Annotated in this window: 3 protein-coding genes; all 3 read left to right on the top strand. The window is 71.8% G+C overall.

Going from position 1 to position 2,917, the window contains the following annotated elements:
• Positions 1 to 52: 52 nt before the first annotated feature.
• The 3 genes from QZV94_RS22315 to QZV94_RS22305 are packed head-to-tail and all read left to right on the top strand — an operon-like array spanning position 53 to position 2,769.
• Positions 53 to 1,804, top strand: a complete 1,752-nt coding sequence (locus QZV94_RS22315; RefSeq protein WP_367255134.1) for a hydantoinase B/oxoprolinase family protein — start codon at positions 53 to 55, stop codon at positions 1,802 to 1,804.
• 26 nt (positions 1,805 to 1,830) lie between these two features.
• The gene (locus QZV94_RS22310; RefSeq protein ID WP_293682154.1) at positions 1,831 to 2,454 is read left to right on the top strand and encodes a hypothetical protein; all 624 of its coding nucleotides are present in this window, start codon (positions 1,831 to 1,833) and stop codon (positions 2,452 to 2,454) included.
• Positions 2,455 to 2,496: 42 nt separating this feature from the next.
• Positions 2,497 to 2,769: a DUF1294 domain-containing protein gene (locus QZV94_RS22305; protein WP_293682151.1), complete on the top strand. Its 273-nt coding sequence runs from the start codon at positions 2,497 to 2,499 to the stop codon at positions 2,767 to 2,769.
• Positions 2,770 to 2,917 lie beyond the last annotated feature (148 nt).

The raw sequence follows: 2,917 nt of genomic DNA, 5'->3' as shown, positions 1-2,917 counted from the left end.
AAACCAGACACCCCCACCCCCTACCCCCTCCCCGCAAGGGGGAGGGGTGCGAATGTTCGCGCTCGGCGCCTGGCATGACGCGCCCGTCGTGGACGCCGACCGGCTCACCGCCATCGACGGCCCCGCGCTCATCGTCCGCCCCGACACCCAGATCGCCGTCCTGCCCGGCTGGCGCGCCAGCGCCGAAGCCGAGGGCCTGATCCGCCTCACCCGCACCGCCGCCGCGCCGCGCCAGACTATCGCGTTGGACAAACCCGACCCCGTCACCCTGGAGCTGTTCAACCGCCGCTTCATGGGCGTCGCGGAGGCCATGGGAGCGGCGCTCGAGCGGACGGCGCACTCGGTCAACATCAAGGAGCGGCTCGACTTCTCCTGCGCCCTGTTCGACGCCGAAGGGGGACTGGTGGCGAACGCGCCGCACATGCCGGTGCACCTGGGATCGATGGGCGCAAGCGTGCGCGCCGTGCGGGACCGCCATCCGCAGTTGAAGCGCGGCCAGGCGTTCGCCCTGAACAACCCCTACGCTGGAGGCACGCACCTGCCGGACATCACCGCGGTGATGCCGGTGTTCATGGAAGCGGACCACAGCCAGGCGAGCTTCTATGTCGCCGCGCGCGGGCACCACGCCGACGTCGGCGGGATCCAGCCGGGGTCGATGCCGCCCTTCTCGCGCACCATCGAGGAGGAAGGCGTGATGCTGGATGCGCTCCCGATCATGGCCGGCGGGCGGTTCCTCGATGCGGAGGTGCGCGCCGCCCTCACCGCCGGGCCGTGGCCGTCCCGCGCGCCGGAACGCAACCTCGCCGACCTGAAGGCCCAGGTCGCGTCATGCCAAGCGGGTGCGGCGGCCGTTGCGGAGATGATCCGCGTCTACGGCGCCGAGACCGTCGCCCGCTACATGGGTTTCGTGCAGCGCAACGCCGCCGAGGCGGTGCGCCGGGCGGTGGGGCGGCTGTCGGATGGGGCGGCGCGGATGCCGATCGACGGCGGCGGCGAGATCGTGGTGACGACGACGGTGGATGCGGCGGCCCGGACCGCGACCCTCGACTTCACCGCCTCCGCCGACCAGCTCGCCAGCAACTTCAACGGCCCTTCGGCAATCGTCGACGCCGCGGCGCTCTACGTCTTTCGCACCCTGGTGGACGACGACATCCCCCTGAACGCCGGCTGCCTGGAACCCCTGGAGATCCTCACCCGGCCGGGCTCCATGCTGGACCCGCGCCCGCCCGCGGCCGTGGTCGCCGGCAATGTCGAGACCAGCCAGCACATCGTCGACGCCCTCTACGCGGCCTTGGGCGTGATGGCCTGCGGCCAGGGGACGATGAACAACTTCACGTTCGGGGACGCTGACCGGCAGTACTACGAGACCATCTGCGGCGGCGCCGGCGCGACCGCCACGGCGGATGGGGCCAGCGCCGTGCAGATCCACATGACCAACTCGCGGCTGACCGATCCGGAGATCCTGGAGCGACGGTTCCCAGTACGGGTGGAGGCTTTCGCCGTGCGCCGGGGGTCGGGCGGTGCGGGCGGCCACCGCGGCGGCGACGGGGCGGTGCGGCGCATCCGGTTCCTGGCGCCGATGGAGGCGGCCCTGCTCTCCTCGCGGCGTCAGCATGCGCCCCAGGGATTGGCCGGCGGCGGCCCCGGCCTGGCGGGCCGGCAGCGTTTGATCGCGGCGTCGGGCGCGGTTAGTGAACTTCCCGGCTGCTTCTCCGTTACGGTGGAGCTTGGCGATGCGATCGAGATCCAGACCCCGGGAGGCGGAGGGTTTGGCCCCGCGGAACTCGGTCGGGCGCGAAGCTGACAAATTCTTTGAGCACAAGGACTTCCATGACGCCGTTCGCCATCGCCCTCGCCCTGTTCGCACAAGCTCCCGACGCCGCCGCCGCGCCGCCGCCGGCCCCTGCGCCAGTCGAGGACCGCATCCCCAACGGCGCGCCCACGGACGACTATCCGTTCGTGGCCTGGTGCTACGGCGCGCTGCGCGGCTGGCTCGACCTGCACGACGAGGTGATGCCCGAGGTGACGCGGATCGAGGCCCAGTTCCGCAAGCCCGGGACCACGCTGGCCGACGACCTGAAGGTCTACGCCGACATGCAGAAGGCCGGAGCGGCGCAGCTGAAGGGCTTCCAGACTGCGCTGACCGCCGCGGAGAAGGCCTCGGTGCGGCCGATCAACACCATCGGCGGCGCGGCTGTTCGCCAGGGCCGTCTGACGTGGAACGTCGGCCCGGGCGTGAGCAAGGCGCGCGTGGCCCAGGAATGGATGAGCTGGTCACTGCCGGCGCGCTGCGAGACCGTGGCGACGCGGCTCGAGACCCGCTCACGGCTGATGGGCGCCTCGCTGCGCGCCAACACCCCGGACGAGCCGGCGCCGGCGGCGACGGAAGAGAAGCCCGCCGAGGCCCCCGCCGCGGAGTCGACCGCCAAGACCGAACCGCCGCCGGCGGTTTGAGGGTAAGGCAAGCGTTCACGTCCTGCAGGCAAGGTGCTCGACATGTTCGAGGCCTTCGTCCTCTACCTGCTCGCCATCAACGCGGCAGCCATCGGCGCCTTCGCTTGGGACAAGCGCGCCGCCGAAAAGCGGACCTGGCGGGTTCCTGAGCGGCGCCTGCTGGCCCTGGCGGCGTTCGGCGGATCGCCCGGCGCCCTCGTCGCCCAGCAACTGCTGCGCCACAAGACCCGCAAAGAGCCCTTCCGCACCGCGCTGTGGCTCGTAGCCGGCGTGCATGCAGTCGCCCTGGCCGTCACCGCCTATCAGGTCATATAGGCCGTCGGCTGCGCCAGGCGCTGCTGCCGTCGCCGTCGCCAGCGCGGCGTCACACGATCTTGCGCGCCTGGGCGAGCGCCGTGCAGCTGACCATGCCGATCGCCCCCGCCTCGTCGTAGATCAGGCATTCGGCGACCGCGACGCCGTC

Source organism: uncultured Phenylobacterium sp. (assembly GCF_902826855.1).
Lineage (GTDB): Bacteria > Pseudomonadota > Alphaproteobacteria > Caulobacterales > Caulobacteraceae > Phenylobacterium.
The sequence above is the reverse complement of the archived record's forward strand: the minus strand, read 5'-3'. Positions and strand labels throughout refer to the sequence as shown.

Excerpts from the sequence above, each read along its gene's own strand:
- QZV94_RS22315 (WP_367255134.1), top strand. The coding sequence starts at position 53 with ATGTTCGCGCTCGGCGCCTGGCATGACGCGCCCGTCGTGGACGCCGAC.
- QZV94_RS22310 (WP_293682154.1), top strand. The coding sequence starts at position 1,831 with ATGACGCCGTTCGCCATCGCCCTCGCCCTGTTCGCACAAGCTCCCGAC.
- QZV94_RS22305 (WP_293682151.1), top strand. The coding sequence starts at position 2,497 with ATGTTCGAGGCCTTCGTCCTCTACCTGCTCGCCATCAACGCGGCAGCC.